Origin of the sequence: Pseudomonas reinekei, from assembly GCF_001945365.1 — a bacterium.
Taxonomy (GTDB): Bacteria; Pseudomonadota; Gammaproteobacteria; order Pseudomonadales; family Pseudomonadaceae; genus Aquipseudomonas; species Aquipseudomonas reinekei.
On the sequence record NZ_MSTQ01000006.1, the window covers coordinates 73,867 to 90,824 of the forward strand.

Consider the following 16,958-nt stretch of genomic DNA (forward strand, 5'->3'; position numbering starts at 1 on the left):
GTGGTTGGGTTGTGGGTGAGTGCAGTGAAAAGTTTGGAAAGGTAGTGAGAAGTTATTTATGAAATCTTGCCATAATGAATAATGTTGTGCTGGCGATTGTCGTGATATCGATATTTTTCCTTGGGGTTGTATCAACGTTCTGGATTATTTTGTCTTCGTATCGTTTTACTGAGCTGTTAGAAAGTTACCTGGATAAAAGTAAATTTGTAGCGAGTAATCGCAAGGTGCTTTTCCATGCAGGTTTGGTGGGGCTGCTCATCAGAAACTGTGCAATGGCACTGATGTTTCTGATTCCTCGAATCTGTGAAAAGCGTGGACTTATAGAAAAGGATGAGTTGTTGAATCTACCCATTCACCTGAAACGAAAATTGTTGGTGCCATGGATGATTAGCGGATTCACATTATTTGCGGCTTCTATCTACCGTTTTTTTGTTCTTTGATTCTAAGGAATAATTGGATAAGGTTTACTTGGGTTGGCTTTATTGTGTTTGGAGGGGGCTTTGTGAATTGTGTTAAGTAAGTTGGGTTGGTTCAAATATACTATTGGCTAGAAATGACTGAGCGAAAAAAAGCGAAAAAAAAGGGGACGGATTTATTTGCTTGAAAATAAATCCGTCCCCTTTTTTTCTTAGCTTGTGCAATTATTGGGGGCGGGTTAGGTGGATGGGCCGGGGGGAAGTTGGTGGTATCGCTGGAGAGCGAATTGGTGAAATATTATATGAGGGCGCTTTACTATGGCTGAGGTTGTATTGGCCTACACTGCGTTAGTTGCAATGATATGCTTATTTTTTACGTTATGCTGGATATTTATGTTCTCTTACCTATATACCGGGTTAATTGAAAAATATCTTAGTAAAAGTAAGTTTGTTGCGATTAATCGAGAAGGTTTGTCAGGCTTAGGATTACTAGGCACAGTTATTAGAAATTGTTCAATTGCTTTAATGTTTTTGATTCCTAAGTTTTGCGAGAGACGGGGTCTTATTGAAGAGAATGAGTTGGAGAATTTACCGCTTGATCTCAAGAGGAAGTTGTTAGCGCCGTGGATCACTGGTGGCGTATTCTTTTTTGCGATTTTCCTTTATTCGCTTTATGTCGTTTGGTCCTAAAGTGTGTTTTTGAGTCAATTTTCCTCGGGCTGGCGTTGCTTGGATTAGCACATTAGTAGGGGATTAGCGGCAAGTTATAAATGATAAAAAATCGGACAAAAAAAGGGGGTAGATTTCTTTCTTTGAAATAAATCTGTCCCTCTTTCTCGCTTGGCGGTCTCGCAGCTTCGTTCGGATGTATAGCGATATTGGGTTTGACTACTGGAGGAGGCGGCGCACTGGTGTGCAGCGTAATAGGAAAGGGTAGTGGGAAGTAAGGAAGGCGAAAAGCTCGGGGGGCAGCAGGTGAAAAATTCGGTGAGTTTATTTACAGAGAATTGATGTAATGAGTTCGGTTTCTTTGGGGCTCCTAGGATTCTTCATTGGTATGCCACTGATAATTATCCTCGTGTGGCTAATTTATATGGTTCATGCCTATACGGAAAAAGTAGAGGCACTGCTGTCAAACAGTGGTTTTGTAAAAGCTAATTTCAAAGCATTTGATCAAGCTGGCTTATCTCTATGGAAAAATAGAGCAATGAATGACGTTCACATCGGTTTGATATTTTTAATAATACTGAGTCCACTTTTGCTTTTGATGGTGTGGTTGATTTATGTTGTGCAAGTTCACACCGAAAAAGCGGAAGCGTTTTTGTGTAATAGTCATTTTGTGAGCGTTAACAAAGCCGCATTTTCTAATATGGGGATTTTTGGGAAGTTTATGCGTAGTGGGGTTCTCACTATGGTTTTGATTATGCCGGGGATTTCCGTGAGGCGAGGTATCGTCAATGCTGCTGAAGTCGAACGATTTCCGAAAGCTTTAAAAAGGATGCTAGTGATCTCGTGGGGGGGGTTCTGGCTATTAAGTATTGCTTTTATTGTGTTTGGGGTCTTTGTGAAGTGTGTTAAGTAGGTTGGGTGGGTGCAAATAGACTTCTGGCTAGAAATGACTGAGGATAAAATCCTCTAATGATTATTAATCTCTGTCGTGTCGTATGCAAGGTCGTCGAATAAAATAATTTCTGAAAAAAGGGGAGAAAAAAGGGGGCGGATTTATTTGCTTGAAAATAAATCTGTCCCCATTTTTTCCTGCGCCAGCGCTGTCGTTGATTCTGCTCTCAGTTGGTACGTTATCTGGTGCTGTAGTCAATCACTATCGTTCTTCTTGCAAACAGCTATTTAGGGACGTAATGAAAGTCAGTCTGTGGGCTGGGTTTATTTTGTATTTCGTATCTATTTTCTTTGGCAAAGAACTGCGCTATAGGCTGTTTGATTAGAGTTGGTAATGTTCTGCATCAAACCCCAACCCCCATCATGCAGAAAATGGGGCCTACCCCTTGGGCTGCCAGTGGACAGCAAATTGGCAAAATAGTAGCGTCGCGCCACTGTCTTCAACTCTGTAATGGACTACACATGCTCACTGTCGCTCCAGCCTCGCGTCTGTTCTGCGCAATCACTTTCGCCGTCGTGATGACCCCAGCGTTCGCCGACTGGGAAGAATCCCCGGAGTACGCCTGGAAAACCTACCTCTCCGATTGCCAGCAATTACAGCGGGATGTGACCGATGTACAGAACGGGCGCAAGATGGCCATGGATGTCTTGCCCAACATCCAGGGCTTTCTGCGGACCATTACGGTACACCGCAAGAACCTGGCGCAGCCAAGCCTCGGCTCCCCCGATTACGTCCGTTGTGAAAGCGTCGTCTCCCAAGCCAAAGACACAGTGGCCAAGGGCAGTGCTGAAAACGACGAGGCGATGGATCAGCATTTCCGCCAAGCCCAGACCGAGCACCTGAACTCCCCGGAATACAAACGTGCTCGCTCTCTGGGCTTCACCGACGTCGGCGAAATCGGTGACCTCGACCAGCACGCCGAACTGGATGGCGAAGCAAATCTGAAAACCTTGATGCTCACTGTCGACTTTGGCTGCGGCCGCCATTTCCGCGCCGCGCATTACGTCAAACCCTACGTGGTGTACACCGTCCATCGTTCGGATGGCAGCTGCGGCGTCTACAAGCACGTCGCCGTGCTGGGCGGTGAAAAAGTGGAGCGAGGCGACTTTATTGATGAAGAAGGGATTTTTCAGTACGTGGGGTGGAAGAAATTGCCCAGTGCGGATGGCTTTCCCATCGACGTTCGAGTCGTAAAAGCGCTGAAGTAACCCGCAGGTTTTCTCTGGCGCAGGATGGCTGGCGATAACGCCAGCCCAACCACCCACAATGGCGAAAATGCACTGAGAACTCGCTGCCCACCGCAATACCCTGTGGGAGCTGGCATGCCAGCGATAGCGCTCACTCAGCCACCCCAAATGCCGAATCAGCCACCACCCTCACAAACCACCCCCACAGGCCTCAACCACTAACCCTCAGCCTTAGCCCCCGCCCGCTTGGACACCGGCACAAAAGCCCGATCCCGCGTCAGCACCTTCACCGCATCATCCACCAACGCCTTGCTCATCGAAGTCAGATAATGCGCAGCCCAGGCGTGACGGTCAGAGTCTCTGGCATAAGCAGCATCTTCAGTGAGCGTCTTGGCCAGAAACAGAAAGTCGGAGGCCATGGACAACGCATCACCAAGAGGAACCCCGCGAGTGACGTGAAACAACGCTTGATCCGCGCAGTAAATCGCAGGCGTCAGGCCAATGGTTTTGAGTTCAGTTTGGTCGGTCATTGGCCACCTCCGAGGTTGGAGAGGCAATGGGGGAGGGGGTTACGCGATTGGGAATGGCGTAGAGGGGAAAGCCAAATTTTGTACGGATCCATACTGCGCATTGCAAAGCTCCTTAATTTGAAGAGCTGCCACAATTCGTTACCAAGCAAATGGGTGGCAGCTGTGCGCAGGTTGGTAAACCGGGAAATCAAGGAAACCGGCACGTCCGAAGACGTCCCACGCACAGCCGCCATAACGCAGATCGCAGGCGAAAAAAAGCGCCTGCGAACGCATGGCGCTGTTGCGCAGTGATTTTCCTCGGGTTACCAAGCCCGGTCGCTGAATTGGCAGCGACGGTGGGAGGGTAGCGTGCAGGTCCCCTTCCTGCAACCTGGGAAATCTCACACGCATACTGCTTGAGGTGAAAGGAGTGGTCCGTCACCTTTTTTCAAGCCGTTGGATGGATGGTGGCGATAGCTTTCTTTTCATTAGCAGCTAGACAACTCCTTATCCCACTGGTCAAATTCGGGATTGGGTGGGGATTCCTGGCTGTACTTTTGACACCCCGCATGGCGAGATCAATTGCCGCCCTGCATTACCAACGTTTATGTCTCTCATTAGGAGTACGAGATAATGGAACTCAGTTCTTTCTATCTTACCATTGTCTCAATTGCCGTCGGGCTGGTTTCCGCAGCAAGCTGGCTGCGCGCAAGTGTGATTAAGGTCAGCCATGAAAAAGCGATGAAGTCCCGTGAGAAAGAAGCCAGAAAGAGAGGAGAAAAACCAAATTACGCATCCGTAAGCTTGGATGGATGGGATATGTCAGCGACTTTTTCGGCACAGTCAAAGTGGAATGCTACTGGTGCTTTCTTTGCAGCAATATCTATCTTGCTACAAGCTACGGTGCAGATGCTGAGCAACTTCTAACATCGTTTATACCGATATACTCAGTAACGACCACCCAGCCCCGACGAACACGTAGTCGACAGATGAAAGCGGCCGCTATAGTGCTATTGCAGCCCTTTGCGATAGACTGCACTCGGCCAGGAGCTGTCGCTGGTGATAGTATGCAAACAACCAAGATTCGACGTTAACAACTGTCTACGGAGCTAGGTGCGATTACACACGCCTTCGCAGTCCTTTCAATACCTTCTACATAGACAATCTAAAACGTTCTATTTTTCCCGCCAAGATTTCTTCTGGGCGTCTCCCGTCTGATTTAGCCATTAGCATTGCTTTAATATCCTCATCATCCAAAATAATTATGAGCTTTCGATGAATGAGCCATTGTTCTCGCAGGGTATGTTCACATCCAGAGCTGTCGCCGCCTTGTCGAGAAACAATTAAACCAAAGAGGCCAGCTCCATGAGATTTTAGATAATTTGCTAGCTGGAGAACATCTTGCTTCTTGACTTTTCTAGTGTAATTTTTTGCATCAATCACTACATAATCAGCCTCATACTTCTGCCGCATAAAACTCCAAAATCCCTCTTCGGTATAGTTGGGTACAATGAGGTCGCGGCGGTTAGCTTCTGATTTATCCGAAAGTTCTGGTATAGGCTTGGCAAGCGGTGGCGTAAAAAGCAATTCAATAATTTCCCCCACCAGATCTTGGTAAACATAGCAGTCCTTTCGCCCTGGTGCACAGGACTCTAGAGATTTAATTAGCCTTTGTTCCTCAGTTAAACCTTTAGGTCTAGCATTAAGTGCTGAAAATAATGCTTTGTAGTAGCTCGTAGATGTCAAGCATATTTGTGCAGCAAAGTTTCTGGTGATGTAATTCAGATCCCAAATATCAATATTTGCAGCCCTTAATCTCTCGATATCAGACTCGCCCAATGAAACCGGAGTGGCAAAGATCTTGCTGCATTCGCCATAAGCGGCTTGATATTTATCAAGCTGAGAGATTACGTTATCTATAAATAACGATCCGCTTCCAAGCGATGTCTTACATTCAATCAGTAACCGTTTCGTATATTTCGCGCCCTTATGGTCCACCAGAATATCTGCTCGATATCTGGTCTCCCTACCCAATACGGTATCAACCCTCAAGTTACTATACGCCTTGTGGTGTCCAAGCAATTCCGCAAGAAACCTAACAAACTCGGCTTCTCTAGGCTGATGGCCCACCACTTGGTTGCAACTGGCACAAATTGTAAGCAGGTTGTTGAAGACAAGTCCTCCGCCTAAGTTTTTAGGGCGAAAATGAGATAAGCTTGATGTATTGGTGGATGCTAGTGAACCACAGTAAAAGCATCGCTGTTCGTTTTCTGCCAACTTTTTTCTCCGTAATGCTCACTGATTCACCCCTTGCATTGTGGGCGTTGTGATAAGGTCTTCTCGTTCCTACAGCCTCAGTCTAATGAGGCTGTAAGGCGAAAAAAAACAATTACAATTTCCTGCGAAGATAGAGTTTCGGCCAGGTAAGTAATGCCTTATCTAGAGATCGCAAGTTGCGTCATACTTCCTGCGATGTTCGACAGTACATCACTCGCACGCATACCGCTGAGTTCCACGCATAACCTGTCTAGAGTACGCTCCCAGTAGTATCCATTTCGAGGGTTGAACAGGCCAACTTTCGAAAAGCTTAATTCTCCCTTTGAAAAAGCCAGGCTGGAGTATATTAAAAGCTGCTTAACATCGCTCACCCTAAACCCCCGGTCTCCGGCCTTTATCTCATAAAGACAATCTTTATATATGAGGTCTCCTTCGCAAGCAGATACCACACCACAACCAGAGAACTTTGGTCTTATATCAAAGTTCTTATTATCAGGGAAGGATAACATTAAGTTTCGAGTCAATCCAAAAATTTCTTCCTTGCACAAGTCGTCAAGAAATAATGCAGCCGACCCTTCGTTTTTCGTAATTCTAAGGATGTATCCAGCAACACTCTCGATACTCTGCTGAGCAATTGACAGTATCACTTCCCTCTTCGGTTGTAGACCAGCGCATCTAGCTCTGCTGAAAGTTTCAAATGCCAATTCATTTAAAAAGCCTCTTAAGTTTACTGGTGCTACATTATCAATTGGCAGTACTTGGCGAACAACTTTTAAGTTTTCTCGACGCCAATAAGTATCGGCGAGGGGTATGATTTCGTGCCATAGCGATGTAAAGCTGGAAGCAAAATGCTGTTCAGATATCATACTGGAACTCTCCAGCCTTGAGGGTTCTTCTGCTTTGAGTCTGCTGCCCAAGTGAGTATTAGTTTTTCAAAATCATTCAGATCTTGCTTTACAGAGTCGCGCCAATGCTTTCCTTCATCCTCGAGTATATAAGAGCTAATTAACATGGCTCTACGCTCCCATACAGTTAGCGTAGAATAGCTTTTTCGACAGTTTGATACCCAGTGATCCGCACCTCGATGCGCCATCATGAGAATGATGTCTCTCTTTATCATCATACTTAAAGGTTGCTTGTAAAGTAATGATAGCAGCCTTTCCGACTCTTCCGAAAAGTCAGCGGAAAGAACCCTTAATGTATATGATAAGTTTGTGGGTACTTGAGTTATATAAGAGCCAGAAGAAATAAGCCCGCGCAGCTTTAGAAAAAGCTCCTCTTTTACATTGGGTTCTAGAGTTTCAAGCAGTCCGCGGCACAAAAGCATTACCGCTGGATAAATAGGGTACAAAAGATCCAGGCTATTTATAAGTGACTTAACGGCGTCATTTTGCACCGCTGGCTTTAGGTGTTTCAATGCAGATATCAGTCTCCTGGAAAGCCCCTCGTCAATACGGCTCTTAGATAGCTCCCGACCAAGCATGCCAACAATATCAAATTTTGATAATTCAGCCTTAAGTTGCTCGTAGTCGCTTTCAGCAGTTTGAGAGTAAGGATCGAAATAGACGCGAAGTCGTCTAAATGCTCGCTCCTCTGTATCGCGTTCAGCTTCATGTTCCTCAGGAGCCGAAAATTCAGATGTTGATAAAAACTCTTTCGAGGTCATTATTCTTGTTTTCGTTTTTTGCAGCGACAAGCCTTCATTTGTTAAAAGCAGGTCATTAAGCGAAATTAATGCAGAGTATGCTTCTTCTTTGTTTTTCGCAAAAATAACAAAGTCGTCCACAAAACGACAAAAAATGATTGATTCGCTTATTAGAAGTCGATCTACTCTATTCAGTAGAAGCTCGCTGAGAATTCTCGCGGCAGCTCCTCCTACTGGTAAGCCATATGAAACATTGTCAGATATTGATTGGAGTATCGTCATGATGCGCTTGATTATGTCGCCATTATTGGTGGCTTTCTTAAGTGCGTTCTCCAATCGGTGGTGGTAGATTCGTGGGTAAAAATCGGATATGTCGCATCGAAGTACGTAAGAGTTGTCATGCGCATGTGCAACAGATGCATGTTGAAACTTCTGCCAGCCAACCTCCTTATCAAATAGTGACCCTGTATCCTTGTCCGGTTTAAATCTATAAGAAAAGACTATGTCAGAGCCTAATCTTTTGGACTCTATCTCTTCCGCAATCGTTAGCACTAGAGCTAGTAAGTAAGCATTCCAAATCGGATCTATCTGTGTGCCCCATCTGAACCCGCTATACCCGACCACTGAAAGATTTTTTGCCGTCAGGATGGGGATGTTTTTTACTGCGGCATCAAAATCCTTATCAATGCTTTCCAGGACAGCGATAACACCATCAGCTTTGTCATTGAATATGTGATTTTCGATAGGATAAGGAAATATATCTGTGTCACCAAATTTGGCAACATTCTTAACGGCCAGCTTAAAAATATCAGTTTTTATGATTGGCACACTCTTCTCCATGAGTTTGCTGTTGAAGGGAAGCAATGTACGTCTTCAACCTAGCGATTAATTTTATTGTAGCGCCGCTTTTTTTACAAAAAACTGTAAAAACTAAATCTCATCTGGCTAACGCAGAAAGAGAAAAGTGGCTCTTCCCCTTGCGCCTGCATTCGACACAGCCTCACGTACATAGCATAGGATGGGCATTATTCCAATTACTGAACTGTGGAAAAAGGGGATGACTGGAAGGGGGGCTGGAAAGGGTAGGGATTTGTCATTGGATAAGATGCGGCGACTAACGTCGGTCCGGTTCATGGGCGTTCCCGCTTTTTAGGTCACCCGTCTTCGTTCATTGAATGTCTTTCAAATAATCCTTAAGCGCAACGAGCGGAGCATCAAGCTCCTCCATCGCCTGAATCCCGGCAAACTCCCCCGCCAACCTCCCCAACTCCCGCCCCAACGGCTTATCCACACCCCCAACCGCCTCCAACGCCAACCCCACACACTCACCCACCTTCACCTGAATCCCCTCAACATCCCCCCGCCGCACCAGCAACTCAAACACATCCCGCTGGTAATCGCCCATCACCAGATCATCCCGCAAAATCGGGCTCGAACCCTCCGTTTCATAAGCCAGTTTGAGGGAGAAGAGGGCGACGGTTTCCAGGTGTAATTCCATGGGGGGAATCCTTGTGAAATGTTCCGGCGGTGCGGGTGGTGTGTAAGGGCAAGGGGCAAAAGCATCGCCAGCAGGCTGGCTCCCACAGGGGTGTGTGGGGTGTCAGGGGCTTTATTGCGGGCGAAAAAAAAGGCCTTGCTAAGCAAGACCTTTCTTAATGTTGGTGCCCGAGGGAGACTCGTGTGCACTATATAAATCGTGGTCCGCAGCCTATTTTAACCCAAAGGGATACAACTGGGGATACACGCTGGCAACTACTAGACGCCTCAAGGGCGTTTATCTCGGTAGGTATCTCAAAATCAGTTTCGCTTGCTGCTCGTAGCCGTGAGTTTGAAGATACTGGACGAACACGTGCCAAGGCGGAATATTGCTCATGTAAGGATTGGCATCGGCACCCGCAAACATTCCTCCGCCTGGACCTGTAAATAGTCCACCTCCAGGTCCTGTAAATAATCCGCCTCCAGGCCCAGTGAACAGTCCGCCCCCGACACCAGTGAACAGTCCGCCACCAACCCCCGTGAAAAGTCCACCGCCTACGCCGGTAAACATCCCACCCCCGACGCCGGTAAACATTCCTCCACCTACACCGGTGAACGCTCCTCCACCAACGCCGGTAAACAAACCGCCACCGACGCCTGTGAATCTACCGCCACCTACGCCAGTGAACTGATTACGTGGCCATTTGTTTGTCGTCACGTTTCTTCCCTATGTCGTGGTTATTCGCAATGAGAGGTCATGCGGGGCATGCCATCAGTTAGGTTCTACTTTCGGCCGAAAGGGAAATGATTGCCAAGTTGATGAATCCGGCGTTCTCATCAAGGGTATTTAAAGCGCCTCGCACATTTTCAGCTACTTCGGTGGAGCCTCGCTCCTCTACCCACTTTGAAAGCTCTTCGATCGCAGCACCCAATGCGAGCTGGTTGTTATTGAGGCGCCGAAGCAAGGACGGGAGTACAGATTTGTCTTCCATGATAATTCTCCGATTGACGTTGCAAGCGTAGCTGCTTAAAGGAGGTGTGAAGTCCGTTCGTCAAAAGCTGCTGGGGACCCTGAGGTTTTGTTAGGTACACGGGGTCGGAAACCCGCGGGATCTCGGTAGTGGGAGGCCTCCCAGCTTACTGAAATTTCAGTCATTGAAATCGAAAGCATTTGGTTGAAAAAAGACCATCGTTACTGCATCGGTAACGATGGTCTTTTGTGTTGCTGATTCCGCACACCTCGGGCTGTCAACCGAGTCAACCTGTCAACCTGTCAACCAATGTAAAAAAAACAGCCACTACCAAGATCGCGCGGGTTTTATGCCCCGTGTCAGTCAGAAATACTCAGGGTCCCCGGTGACCTCCCAGCATCTGTGCATTTGCACTGGTGAACTGCGTGTTAACCCGGTTCACCTGTTCACTAAGCTGGGCACCTGTCCGCTAACAAAGTCCGGCGGGTTACTCGCCCCGTGTCGAGGGTAATTCCTCAGGGGCCCCGGCACAATTTGGGTGCCTGTTAACCTGAGTTAACTGTTAACCGAATTTTTTCTTTGGCCAGCCCCCTGAGCTCGCGGGTTTCCGACCCCGTGCTCTTAAGCTAACTCCAGGGGCCCCAGCAATGTCGGTGTCTTGATTGCCTCATCTCCCCCTGTTAGTCGTTGGCAGATGGCTCCTTCCAAGAGTCTTGGCGATCGGCGAACCAGCGTTCGAAATTTGCATTGGTCTATACCAAGCCAGTATTGCTTTCGCTGGCGGCGATATACCACACGGGGCGTGGGGGGGGCTAGAAAAGACGTGTTACGGGTGTTACGAGTGTGACAAGTTAAGTTAACTAATTGAATTTATTGAGTTTAAGTGGTGCTACACATCGTTTGTCTTTCACGTGCGTTGGGTGTTACAAGCCAATTGGTGTTGCAGCTGAGCTTTCAAATTTGGGGTAAGCCAAAGGTCGAAACCAGCCAATAGCAGCCAGTAGACAGGATGATGGCAAATCAGTAGCGTTGCATGGGCTGCTACCGAAACGATGGGCTGTCATGATTTTCCGGCCATGTCGCACTTCTCATCGAATGATATGTTGTTTGCAATGACCACTTCTAGGAAAAGAGAGATTTACAGAATCACAAGGACGTTATAGGTCATTACGACTGAAAATGTGAATGGCTTGTCGCCCAATTGGTTTGTTAGGAGCTAAGCATGGAAAAAGTTCCGCTGAATAGGCAACAACTTGAAGAGCTGGTTTCAATTAATGTCAGCTTTTTTGGGTTGGATATATCTAGGTTCAGCATGGTCTTCCTTGCACAGACTATCCAAATGGATATTAATCGAGTAATTAATATCCATCAGATGATGGACGAAATTAGATATCTGGAAGGTCTAGGCGTTAAGTCACAAACCAAAGAGGCCACAGCTTTTAATAAAGAACCTCTCAAAGGATTGATGAAAACTCATTTCACGGATGCGACCTTTATTTTAAAAAACATTGGTATTCATATGGGTTTGCTTAGTGGGGGTGGTAAAAATCTAGATAAGCTAATTCATGAGGCATTTGACAAAAATACGTCAGGTGTAGTTGATGACGAGTTTATCAACTATATTTCAAACGGAATGACTGTCGGCGCGTTGAAGGAACGGGCAGAGAATAAAAAATTAACTGGAGAGTGGATTGTTTTTCAAGAGTATGAAAAGAAAAACTACTATCTCACGCTGGCCGCACACAATGAGGGTGATAACAATATTTATAAAAGAGTGATTGACTGCTATGAGTTGGACTACCCCTTTCTGCGAAGAAAGCTTTAAAGCGAGCGTTTGGCTAAATCCGAAACGTTCGAGACGATAATGCAGACAGAAAGAAGTTAAACGCGCGGATAAGCGCCCACTAATAAAGGAGCCGCACTTGGACGAAGAAATCAGTTTTGAGCATGAAGGAAAAATGTACACCAGCTCCTACTGTGTTCAAGGAGATGATCTGATCGTTTATCTTCCTGATGGTAGCCTGCGGACAACTACACTGCGTGGTCTAGACCCTGAAACTGCGGCATTGACCCATTTACGAGGGTTTGTGCTGCACTCAAAAAATCTGACTTAAAAGATAGGCAACAGTCCCCTTCTAAGGGTGCGCTTGTCGGATGGTCATCCTGAATGGCTGTCTCTGGCCAACGAGTAGCCCTAACCGGCTACACCACCCAATAAGACGACCTAGACGGCTTACGCACTGACATGGAATCCTTGAGCCACGTAGTTCATCCTTTTAAGCAGAGCCAAACCCAAATGCTTATGCAGCTTCTGACCAGTCTCCTGCCTTCACTCACAATCCAAAATACCAAGGTTCATCTTGCACAACACAATGGGGTTGAACACCCAATGGATGTTTACCTTGTAGGCGATTTCGACGATTGGCAGTCGTGGCAGACCCGAAGGAATTTCGAATGCGAGTACTTGATTGGTCTGGTCGAGCTACCCGGCACCAAAAAATGGTTACTGGCGGGTGTTTACGATTCACTCAAAGTCAACGAGTCGAAGGGCATTAAAGAGAATCGTGACTTTGTGTACGACTACCGCCGTGTGCCTGAATTTGTCGACCTGGAAGGTCGTTTGATACTCGACTACACGAAGCCACGAGGGAACTACCTTTGGCTGGAGACGTGCCTGAAAAGCATGGTTGTATCCTCGATGCTGGAAAAGCCTATGACAGTGGGCAGATTTCCCGGCTTCAAGGAAGTAGATATATCCCATCGGGAACTGAGGCTGATCGTCAAGCAAGGATTGGAGTCATGGCAGACAGCGCTTTCCAGCGTAGCAGGCGTGTACCTTATATCTGACCGTACCGAAGGTGAGCATCAACTATACGTAGGTTCCGCGACCGGAACAGGCGGTTTGTGGGACCGCTGGGTTAACTACTCCAATAGCGGGCATGGTGGGAACACCCGCATACGAGATTTGCACACTAAGCGTGGCAATGATTTCGCAGAGAATTTCAGGTTCAGCATCCTCGAAATCGCTGACAAACACACCGGGAAGGACGAAATGATGCAGAAGGAAATTCACTGGAAACGCCGCCTTCTGACCCGCGACAGCGGTTTGAACGGAAACTGAAGGGGCGGGCCGATGATCCTGCTGGCATTTTGGGCAGCGAAAAAAGGGGGGGTGCCCCTTTTTCGACTTAGGAGGGGCGCTCAGTTAGAGTTCAATATGAAAAAAATAGAAAATAAAAAAGCATTAAATACTTGAGTTTGCAACCGCATTTGTTAAATACAGGGAGATAGTCAAAGATGACAACAGTAGGACAGCGAGTAAAAGCGGTTCCATCATTAAGCAAAATACTTGCCCCTGGTACTGAGGGGGGTAAAGAGTTTGGTAGGATAGTTGGATTATTACTGCTCAATGACGCGAAACGTAGGGGGGAAGAATTCAACCTGTTTGATGATGCTTCAGGAGATTTTGAAGGACTAGACGGCTTTTCACGAAAAAACCAATCTGGAAGTGCCATAGGTTATCAATATAAATTTTTCCCATCACCTTTGAGTAGTGATCATCGCCAAGAAATTGTTAAGTCATTGGTGAGTGCTCTAGAGCGCAATGACACTCTGCATCTGGTGAAATGGGTGTTGGTAACTCCGGACGATTTTAAAAATTCAGCTCAGCGGAAGGGAGGAGGAGACGTTGAATGGTTTGAAAAATTAAAGTTGAAGTATAAGGATAAACTGGAGCTAGACCATATTGGTCATTCAAAACTTCAAGATTTGTTCCTTCAGACGCACCACTTATGTTTGTATTACTATCCTGGGCATGTAAATTCAGGTGCCGAAAGGCGAAAAACTATCCATGAGCTAAGAGCTCAGTATGATGAAAATATGCGCCGCAGATATGGGCGAATTGAATTCGTCGGCATGTCTGTATATAAAGAGGAAACATCCAGAAGAATTCCTCTTGAGGATATTTACATTCCATTGTCTTTGATCTCTGAGCGTGAGAGTGAAGAGACAGATGAAACACCGAGGATCGACGCGCTGACACTTTTAAGTCCTGGGGCTCGATCTGTGATATTAGGTGATCCGGGGTCTGGTAAGTCTACTTTATTAGCCTTTTTAGCATTGGCAGGTATTAGTGATGGGCTACAGTCTCGGTGCGGTTATTTGGTAGATGGCAGGTTAACTATAGTCGTCACTTTACGACGCTATGCAGATGAATTGAAGATCAACAAAGATTTATCCATTCTTGAATACGTTAGGAAGGTTGCAGAGGCCGACTTTAATTTGAGTGGTTTGACGCCGGAATTTTATGAGTATTATCTAGAGAGTGGGCAGGCAGTTATCCTTTTTGATGGGCTGGATGAGCTGCCGGGATACCACTTTAAAAATATTGTAAGGCATCGAGTTGAGTCGTTTACATCAAATTTTCCAGGTAACACAATTATTTTATCTTCAAGGATAGTTGGTTATGAAGCTGAGTCGAGATTCGATGATTCGTATAGTCATTTTCGAGTTGCAAAGCTAAAAATTGAAGAAATTAAAAAGTTTATTAGCGACTGGTACTCTGTGAGAGTTGAAGACTCAAACGAGCGGGATCGGAACGCAAATGACTTAATAAAAGTAATCGTGTCTCCTGAAAGTGATTCAATCAGGGCTTTAGCTAGAAACCCATTGCTGCTCACAATTGTTGCCCTTGTACATAGAATTGATGCGGTGTTGCCTGATCAGCGAGTAGTACTTTATCAGAAGTGTACAGAGACCCTGTTGAATACATGGTATAAGGCAAAGCGTAATGATGAGGAAGTGGTTAAGGGGAGAATCGAGCAGCGTAATAGAGTTCGAGTTGAGTCAATTGCTTATTGGATGCATACCAAAAGCATTGGAGCACAAGGGCGTTCAGTTGCGGAGCATAAAGAGCTCTTGGTTTTCTTAACTGACCATATAAAGCAGTATGAGACTTTGAAGGATTCTGATGATCATGCCGAAGATCAAGCTGAGGCGTTTCTTTCTTTCATAAAAAATTCTGCTGGCTTACTTGTTGAGGCCGGTGATGGACTATATAGCTTTATTCACCTTACTTTTCAAGAATACCTGTGTGCAACATATCTTTTGGCCTTCGGAGAGACTAGAGGAGCTCAGTCGATTTGGGATGAATTGCATGGTGCATTGCAAAATCCACGATGGAGGGAAGTAGTTCGATTATTAGTTGCAAGCCTAAAGTCCTCTTCTGGCAAGTCATTTTTTATTGATAAGCTATTAGATGAGCCTAGCACAGCTAACCCGAGGGATACGGCGCTGTTGCTTACTGGACTTCTAAGAGACTCTATTGAAGCCGCAGAGCTTCGTGCTGAGGATATATTTGTCGTGACCCATAATGCTCTCGCCTCATGTGAGGGTATAGAAGATTTTGTAGATTTAAAACAGTCTATTGAAGGGCTTGTTCAAAAAGATGCTGTTAATCTCGCGCACGCATTGTCTGCATTCAATTCGTTATTTGAAAATGCTTCTAGCTACAAAATTCTGAGGCTGGCGTTAATTAACTATTCGTTGGGTTATCCGGCCTTGGAAGAAAGCTGTTCCATTCGTGATGTTTCTTTGTCGGCAGCTAGCAGTCTTGTACTTAATTCATTGGTTTTATCAAAGCCAAGCATGAGAGTTGAAGAGTGTTCATTAAATAAGTTGAAGTATGTCTACAGTAAGTGGGCTACCAAAAATGCTGAGGCAAACGCGGCATCTACTGTGGGGCTTGGCGTTTTGATGCTCCTTGATCCATCTAATCAGGCGGAAAAACTATTTGAGCGGGAACTGTTTCTCATGTTCTCCAAAAATTTTGGCCCACATCATGATCATGGTTTACACCTTGTGGCAATCGCTAGCGCGTCGACTGCTATGCATCCTGCGATGGCCACAGCATTAAACAATTCTCTTCGTGGCTCTAAACATACTACCAAAAGGCAAGTAAGGTCGTTTTTGGAACTAGCCATAAAAATATGGCTTACTGATAACTTAGCGCGACCAACAAGTGTGGCAAAGTTTTTTAATGCTTTAGATCATAGTAAAGCTTCGCAAAAATCAGGGATGATGGTCGATGATGAACGGAAAGTTGTGCGTCCAGGTCGGAGTACATTTTTCCCTATAGCAGATTTAAGAGGAGCACTCGTAGGATTTAATGGTTCGCGCAATGAGTCTTATTGGGAGGGGCTCAGAAAAACGGATGTTTTTTCACATTACATAACACCATCTTTAGAGGTTGCTCTTGATGAAACTTTTGATTTTCATTGGAGCGAAGCTTTTAAGGGGTCACTGAAGTCATCTTTGCCAATGAGTTTTAAGAAGTATTTTGATCCTGATGAGTGGGCAGCTTTAGAGTCTAGGATTAAAAGTGCCGCCTATACCGCTGATGATGTAAATTTCGCTGCGTGGCTAATATTGTTTGATGTATGGGTATACCTACGCAAAGGCTATAGTGAGGAAAGTAAGTCTCCGATTTCAGATTTGATTTCCGTCGCACGTCAATCAGATGAGCCTAAAATAAAGCTAGCAATCGTGCTGCGCGGCTGTTTTCTTAATGGGGTAGAATCTGCTGGGGAACTTTCAAAGTTGCTGGCTTCTGACGAACGAGTGATGGAGATTTTAGCAAAATCGGGGTGGCCTCTCGAAGATGAAATTGTCAAAGCGAAGACCAGAAAGATAGATTTTTTACATGAGAATGAAATGGAGATTGATGTTCTCGAAAATTAGTATTGATCCAAGCTAGCATGTATTGTTAGCTTGGTTTTTTTGTGCTTCGTTAGCTGGAGGAGATTCAAATGAAACGCGAAGCGCCAGCTAAAGGCTAGCGATCACTCGGTGTATACTT

At 45.8% G+C, this 16,958-nt stretch carries 15 protein-coding genes; 9 read left to right on the forward strand and 6 right to left on the reverse strand.

Going from position 1 to position 16,958, the window contains the following annotated elements:
- Positions 1-74: 74 nt before the first annotated feature.
- From BVK86_RS11630 to BVK86_RS11645, 4 genes are all read left to right on the forward strand, one after another.
- Positions 75-440, forward strand: a complete 366-nt coding sequence (locus tag BVK86_RS11630) for a hypothetical protein (protein ID WP_092267198.1) — start codon at positions 75-77, stop codon at positions 438-440.
- A gap of 294 nt (positions 441-734) precedes the next feature.
- On the forward strand, positions 735-1,106 hold the full coding sequence (locus BVK86_RS11635) for a hypothetical protein (protein WP_075946587.1): 372 nt from the start codon (positions 735-737) through the stop codon (positions 1,104-1,106).
- Between the two features lie 325 nt (positions 1,107-1,431).
- Complete coding sequence (locus BVK86_RS11640) at positions 1,432-1,998, forward strand: hypothetical protein (RefSeq protein ID WP_083659325.1); 567 nt, start codon at positions 1,432-1,434, stop codon at positions 1,996-1,998.
- A gap of 500 nt (positions 1,999-2,498) precedes the next feature.
- Positions 2,499-3,245, forward strand: a complete 747-nt coding sequence (locus BVK86_RS11645; protein ID WP_075946588.1) for a hypothetical protein — start codon at positions 2,499-2,501, stop codon at positions 3,243-3,245.
- A gap of 197 nt (positions 3,246-3,442) precedes the next feature.
- On the opposite strand, the gene BVK86_RS11650 is transcribed toward BVK86_RS11645, so the two are convergent.
- Positions 3,443-3,754, reverse strand: a complete 312-nt coding sequence (locus tag BVK86_RS11650) for a DUF3077 domain-containing protein (RefSeq protein WP_075946589.1) — start codon at positions 3,752-3,754, stop codon at positions 3,443-3,445.
- A 612-nt stretch (positions 3,755-4,366) separates the two neighbouring features.
- Between BVK86_RS11650 and BVK86_RS11655 the strand changes: the two genes are divergently transcribed.
- Positions 4,367-4,660, forward strand: a complete 294-nt coding sequence (locus tag BVK86_RS11655) for a hypothetical protein (protein WP_075946590.1) — start codon at positions 4,367-4,369, stop codon at positions 4,658-4,660.
- A gap of 225 nt (positions 4,661-4,885) precedes the next feature.
- Here BVK86_RS11655 and BVK86_RS11660 read toward each other — a convergent pair whose 3' ends face one another.
- The 5 genes from BVK86_RS11660 to BVK86_RS11685 form a co-directional block, all read right to left on the reverse strand.
- Entirely contained in the window at positions 4,886-6,010 is a 1,125-nt protein-coding gene (locus BVK86_RS11660) for an HNH endonuclease (RefSeq protein WP_197678087.1), read from the reverse strand.
- 158 nt (positions 6,011-6,168) lie between these two features.
- A complete protein-coding gene (locus BVK86_RS11665) occupies positions 6,169-6,876 on the reverse strand; it encodes a hypothetical protein (RefSeq protein WP_075946591.1) in 708 nt (235 codons plus the stop codon).
- Positions 6,873-8,483: an RNA-directed DNA polymerase gene (locus BVK86_RS11670; RefSeq protein ID WP_157720443.1), complete on the reverse strand. Its 1,611-nt coding sequence runs from the start codon at positions 8,481-8,483 to the stop codon at positions 6,873-6,875. Before BVK86_RS11670 ends, BVK86_RS11665 begins: the two co-directional genes overlap by 4 nt.
- 340 nt (positions 8,484-8,823) lie before the next feature.
- Complete coding sequence (locus BVK86_RS11675) at positions 8,824-9,153, reverse strand: hypothetical protein (RefSeq protein WP_075946592.1); 330 nt, start codon at positions 9,151-9,153, stop codon at positions 8,824-8,826.
- Between the two features lie 754 nt (positions 9,154-9,907).
- Positions 9,908-10,123, reverse strand: coding sequence for a hypothetical protein (locus BVK86_RS11685; RefSeq protein ID WP_075946594.1), 216 nt, complete (start codon positions 10,121-10,123; stop codon positions 9,908-9,910).
- 1,201 nt (positions 10,124-11,324) lie between these two features.
- On the opposite strand from BVK86_RS11685, the gene BVK86_RS11690 reads away from it, so the two are divergent.
- From BVK86_RS11690 to BVK86_RS11700, 4 genes are all read left to right on the forward strand, one after another.
- Entirely contained in the window at positions 11,325-11,927 is a 603-nt protein-coding gene (locus tag BVK86_RS11690; RefSeq protein ID WP_075946595.1) for a hypothetical protein, read from the forward strand.
- A gap of 97 nt (positions 11,928-12,024) precedes the next feature.
- Positions 12,025-12,216 (forward strand): hypothetical protein, encoded by a 192-nt coding sequence (locus BVK86_RS29320; RefSeq protein WP_139315763.1) that lies wholly within the window; start codon positions 12,025-12,027, stop codon positions 12,214-12,216.
- A gap of 140 nt (positions 12,217-12,356) precedes the next feature.
- Entirely contained in the window at positions 12,357-13,223 is an 867-nt protein-coding gene (locus tag BVK86_RS11695; RefSeq protein WP_231977954.1) for a GIY-YIG nuclease family protein, read from the forward strand.
- Between the two features lie 176 nt (positions 13,224-13,399).
- Complete coding sequence (locus BVK86_RS11700) at positions 13,400-16,840, forward strand: NACHT domain-containing protein (protein WP_083659327.1); 3,441 nt, start codon at positions 13,400-13,402, stop codon at positions 16,838-16,840.
- Positions 16,841-16,958: the final 118 nt, after the last annotated feature.